General features: G+C 69.0%; 6 protein-coding genes. 3 read left to right on the top strand and 3 right to left on the bottom strand.

Annotated features, from left to right (window positions below; genetic code table 11):
* From HNV26_RS36980 to thiS, 3 genes are all read right to left on the bottom strand, one after another.
* On the bottom strand, positions 1 to 285 hold a 285-nt coding region (locus tag HNV26_RS36980; RefSeq protein WP_366817111.1), incomplete at its 3' end, for a thiamine phosphate synthase.
* A 16-nt stretch (positions 286 to 301) separates the two neighbouring features.
* Entirely contained in the window at positions 302 to 1,087 is a 786-nt protein-coding gene (locus HNV26_RS36975; RefSeq protein ID WP_171445558.1) for a thiazole synthase, read from the bottom strand.
* Between the two features lie 14 nt (positions 1,088 to 1,101).
* A complete protein-coding gene (thiS, locus tag HNV26_RS36970; RefSeq protein WP_026114303.1) occupies positions 1,102 to 1,302 on the bottom strand; it encodes a sulfur carrier protein ThiS in 201 nt (66 codons plus the stop codon).
* A 267-nt stretch (positions 1,303 to 1,569) separates the two neighbouring features.
* Between thiS and HNV26_RS36965 the strand changes: the two genes are divergently transcribed.
* From HNV26_RS36965 to HNV26_RS36955, 3 genes are all read left to right on the top strand, one after another.
* Positions 1,570 to 2,070 (top strand): hypothetical protein, encoded by a 501-nt coding sequence (locus tag HNV26_RS36965; RefSeq protein ID WP_171445557.1) that lies wholly within the window; start codon positions 1,570 to 1,572, stop codon positions 2,068 to 2,070.
* Positions 2,071 to 2,314: 244 nt separating this feature from the next.
* Positions 2,315 to 2,917 carry a hypothetical protein gene (locus HNV26_RS36960; protein ID WP_171445556.1) on the top strand — a complete coding sequence of 201 codons (603 nt, stop codon included), beginning with the start codon at positions 2,315 to 2,317 and terminating at the stop codon, positions 2,915 to 2,917.
* Between the two features lie 217 nt (positions 2,918 to 3,134).
* Positions 3,135 to 4,268 (top strand): serine/threonine-protein kinase, encoded by a 1,134-nt coding sequence (locus HNV26_RS36955; protein ID WP_171445555.1) that lies wholly within the window; start codon positions 3,135 to 3,137, stop codon positions 4,266 to 4,268.
* The last annotated feature ends 41 nt before the right edge of the window (positions 4,269 to 4,309 follow it).

The raw sequence follows: 4,309 nt of genomic DNA, 5'->3' as shown, positions 1-4,309 counted from the left end.
GTCCATGGGGGCGGGGCCATGGGCGGGAAGGTGGACATGGGCGCCGACGAGCAGCGCCACGTCGACACGCCCATTGATGAAGAGCGGGTTGCCACGTGAGTGGCACAACGCGGCCAGCTCCCGCGCCTCGTCGAGGAAGCGGCGCCCGGTGGCCTCGGGGTGGCGGTGCTGGACGGCCACCTCGGGCCCGGCGTCGAGCGCCCGGGTGAGCGCCCACCGCATCCGTTCGGACGGCAGGCGCCAGTCGGTGATGACGACGAGCCGGGGAAGGGTGGAAGGCACCACCGTGCGCCCCCGGCCGTCAGTGGTGGACGAGCCCGTCAATCGGGCTGGACGCGGAGCCGTAGGCCTTTCGCGGGATGCGGCCCGCCAGGTACGCGTCGCGGCCGGCCTCCACCGCCTTCTTCATGGCCACGGCCATGCGCACCGGGTCCTGCGCTCCGGCGATGGCGGTGTTCATCAGCACCGCCTCCACGCCCAACTCCATGGCGATGGCCGCGTCGGACGCCGTGCCCACGCCCGCGTCCACGATGACGGGGACCTTCACCGTCTCCAGGATGAGGCGGATGTTGTGCGGATTGCGGATGCCCAGGCCGCTGCCGATGGGCGCCGCCAGCGGCATCACGGCCGCGCAGCCCACGTCCTCCAGCTTGCGGGCGGTGATGGGGTCGTCGCTGGTGTACGGCAGCACGGTGAAGCCCTCCTTCACCAGGATGCGGGCCGCCTTCACCGTCTCCTCGACGTCCGGGTAGAGCGTCTTCTCGTCGCCGAGCACCTCGAGCTTCACCCACTTGCTCATACCCAGCTCCTCGGCGAGCCGGCAGGTGCGGACCGCGTCATCCGCCGTGTAGCAGAGCGCCGTGTTGGGGAGCAGGCGCAGGCGGTTGCGGTCAATCCAGTTCATCAGCGACGCCTCGCCCGTGGCCTTGAGGTCCAGGCGGCGCACGGCCACGGTCACCATCTCCGTGCCGGAGGACTCGTGGCAGCGCTGCATGATGTCGTGGCTGGGATACTTCCCCGTGCCGAGGATGAGCCGGGAGCTGAACGTCACTCCGGCGATGGTGAAAGGCTTGTCCTGGATGCTCATGTGCGGACTCCTGGCTAGCCGCCGCCGACGAAGGTGACGATTTCCACGCGGTCTCCCGCCTGGAGGTGGTGTTCGGGATGGCGGGCGCGGCGCACCACCTCCGCGTTCACTTCCACGGCGACGCCGGGGCCGCCCACTTGAAGCGACTCCAGCAGCGCCGAAAGGGTGGTGCCTTCCGGCACCTCGTGCGTCTCTCCGTTGACCCAGACCTGCATGGCCTCACGGCTCCTTGCGACGACGGGACCTGGGCACGCACTACAAGGGTGACTCCGCGCTGTCAACGCGCTCGCTGGTCCGTACGCCCGCTACCGTCACCGGTATACTCGGGGGCATGCTCGTTCGCTGGACGGCGGGGTGGATGTGGGCGACGCCTTCCAGGATGACGGGGGCGTGGTGCGACGCCGATAGAGGGAATTGAGATTCCGACCACACGCCCCAGGAAGAGCCTTCTCGCGAGCGCATCCTTCTCCGTCTGCGTGGCCATGGCGTGCACGCTGGACGCCATCGATTTCACGGGCAAGGCGTGCGAGGGCGCACAGGATTGCCCGCCGCCGTACGTCTGTGTCGCGGTAAGGCCAGGGGAAGGGCGCACCTGTGAGGTGCTGGGGCTGCCGGGAGTGCCGGACGGCGGTGACGCGGGGCCCGTGCCCACGTGGTGCGAGGACATCCAGCCCATCATGGCGGCGAGCTGCGTGAGTTCGTGCCACGGCGCCGATACGAGCGACAGCGACGTGACGTCGTTCCGCCTGGACTACTACGCGCCCGAGGATGGCGGTCTCCCAGGCGCGCACGCGATGGCGGCGCGAATCCAGGCGCGCGCGTACGTGTTCCAGGACATGCCGCCGCCGTGGCGTCCGGTACCCATGCCGACGGCGCAGGAGCGCGAGCGCATCGCGCGGTGGGCGCGAGAAGGAGCGCCGCTGTGCGCGGACGCTGGTACCGAAGAGGCGCCCGGTGACGGTGGCGTGGAGGGCGGTCTCTAGCCGTTCTTGCGGCCGGGCCCGGTATCTCCGTTTTCTGCCCTTGTTCCCTGGTAGGGCAGGCAGGCGGCCATGCGCCCCGTGGTCCGCCGTGTGCCCCTAAGGCCTCCGTGTGCGCCAGACAACCCCTGTTCAAGGGAGGGGGGAGCACCCAGTTTCTGCCCAGCGCCGGGGGAAACGCTCTCTCGGCCGCAAGTGAGTGAGGGGGAAACCTTCTCCCATTTCCACGTGAAAGGAGCAGGAACAAATGCGCAAGCTCATGATGGCGGTCACTGCGGTTGCGGGTATGTCGTTGGTCGTCACTGGCTGCAGCAAGCGCGACAACGTTGAGTCGCAGCGCCAGGACGTCGCCGAGGCGCAGGTGGAGGCGCAGCAGGAGACGGCGGAGATCCGTCAGGACGCGCGGGAGGACATCGCCAGCACGCAAATGGAGGCCCAGGAGGACATCGCTGGGACGCAGCGTGAGGCCGCGGAAGAGATCGCCAGCGCGCAGCAGGACGTCCAGGACGAGCGCCAGGACCTGGCCGAGGCCGAGGCTGATCGCCGGACGGACCTGAATGACGACATGGCCCTGGGTGGCTCCGGCGCGGCGGGTGCCACCGCTGCCGCGAGCAGCGTCAGCGGCCGCGTGCTCTCCACCGGCAATGATGAGCTGACCGTGGTCGACACCAGCAACAACAAGCAGCTCGAGCTGAAGACGAACGACCAGACGCGCATCCTGCACAACAACCAGCCGCTGAAGCTGGATGACATTGAAGAGGGTGCCCAGGTCCGCGCTTCGTATGTCCGGGACGGTAAGGACATGGTGGTGCGCGAGCTGACCGTGACGCAGCCGGTGAAGAAGAAGTAGTAGTAGTCAACGCGTCGAGCGCAGCGGGCGGGTCGTTTCCTCACGGACCGCTCAGAGACGGCCTCCGCTTCGTCGGGGGCCGTTTCCTTTTTTCCCTGAATCCGTGCTGGGAGGTTGGAAGGGTGTGTCGGACGTGGGTGGTAGGAGGGATGCGTGAGGTTTTCTCACGCCTTCCCAACCCAGGGGAGGACTTCCTGCCCAGGAGGCATCACCCGAGATGTCCACTCACCCCCCAGAGCCGCCCGCTTCAAAGCCATTCATCCTCTTCACCACCGGGGCCACGGCGTATGAGTTGATCCGCTACCTCGGGGCACGGGGCTCCGGAGAGCTGCTGCTCGCCCGGCGGCACTATGCGGGCGTCCCCGGCGACCTCGTGCTCATCAAACGTTTGCAGGACGTCGGAGACGCGCAGGGGCGCGCGCGCCTGCGCGAAGAGGTCAAGCTGCTCATGCGGCTCAGCCACCCGGCCATCGTGCAGGTGTTCCTCGTGCGGGTGCATGAAGGATTGCCCCACCTGGTCATGGAGCACGTGGACGGAAAGTCCCTGGAGACGCTCATCAGCTACGCGGCCCTGCGGCGCCGGCCCTTCTCGGAAGCGTTCGCCGCCTACGTGGGCGCGGAAGTGGCGGATGCGCTGCACCATGCTCATACGCTGGAAGACGCCCGGGGACGCCCGTTGGGCATCGTCCACCGGGATGTGTCGCCGCGGAGCCTGCGCCTGGACGCGCGGGGCCATGTGAAACTGTCTGACTTCGCCATGGCCTGGGCGAAGCTGCCGGGGCGCATCGTCACGGAGACCCATGTCGTCCGGGGCGACCTGGCCTACGCCTCACCGGAAGCGCTGGCGCGAAAGCCGCTGGATGGCCGCGCCGACCTGTTCTCCTTGGGAGTGGTGCTGCTGGAGGTGCTCAGCGGCCTGCACCTGTTGGATCTGGAGGACGTGGAGCGGGCCGCGCTTGCCGCGGGGCCGCTGCCTGACGCGGAGGTGCTGCTGGCGGAGGTGCCCAGCTGGCTGCCCGCGCCCTTGATGGCCGCGCGCATGGCGTGTCTGGTTCCGGCGCATGTGGAACGCGCCACCCAGGGATTGTCCCCGGCCATGCGGGCCATCCTCATCCGGCTTTTGCGCCGGGAGCCCTCAGAGCGCTTCCAGTCCGGGCAGGAACTGGCGGACGCCCTGCGCGCCGTGTTGGCCGGTCAGGGGTACGCCTACGGACCGACCGAAGCCATGCGGGAGGCCACCCAGGTCCGCCGCGACGCCCGCTGCCGCCGGCAGATGGCGGATGTGCTGCGCTGGGAGGACTCCGTGCGTCCGGAGGCCCCGCCGCGCACGACATCCGGGTCGGAGCCTTGAGGGACGGCGGGGGCTCCGGACGCACGGAGTCCTCCCAGCGC

This window comes from Myxococcus xanthus, assembly GCF_013116825.1.
In the GTDB taxonomy this organism is placed as follows: Bacteria; Myxococcota; Myxococcia; order Myxococcales; family Myxococcaceae; genus Myxococcus; species Myxococcus xanthus_B.
Note: the sequence above shows the minus strand (reverse complement) of the source record. Positions and strands in the feature narration are given on the sequence as shown.

Excerpts from the sequence above, each read along its gene's own strand:
- thiS (WP_026114303.1), bottom strand. The coding sequence starts at position 1,302 with ATGCAGGTCTGGGTCAACGGAGAGACGCACGAGGTGCCGGAAGGCACC.
- HNV26_RS36955 (WP_171445555.1), top strand. The coding sequence starts at position 3,135 with ATGTCCACTCACCCCCCAGAGCCGCCCGCTTCAAAGCCATTCATCCTC.
- HNV26_RS36965 (WP_171445557.1), top strand. The coding sequence starts at position 1,570 with ATGGCGTGCACGCTGGACGCCATCGATTTCACGGGCAAGGCGTGCGAG.
- HNV26_RS36975 (WP_171445558.1), bottom strand. The coding sequence starts at position 1,087 with ATGAGCATCCAGGACAAGCCTTTCACCATCGCCGGAGTGACGTTCAGC.
- HNV26_RS36960 (WP_171445556.1), top strand. The coding sequence starts at position 2,315 with ATGCGCAAGCTCATGATGGCGGTCACTGCGGTTGCGGGTATGTCGTTG.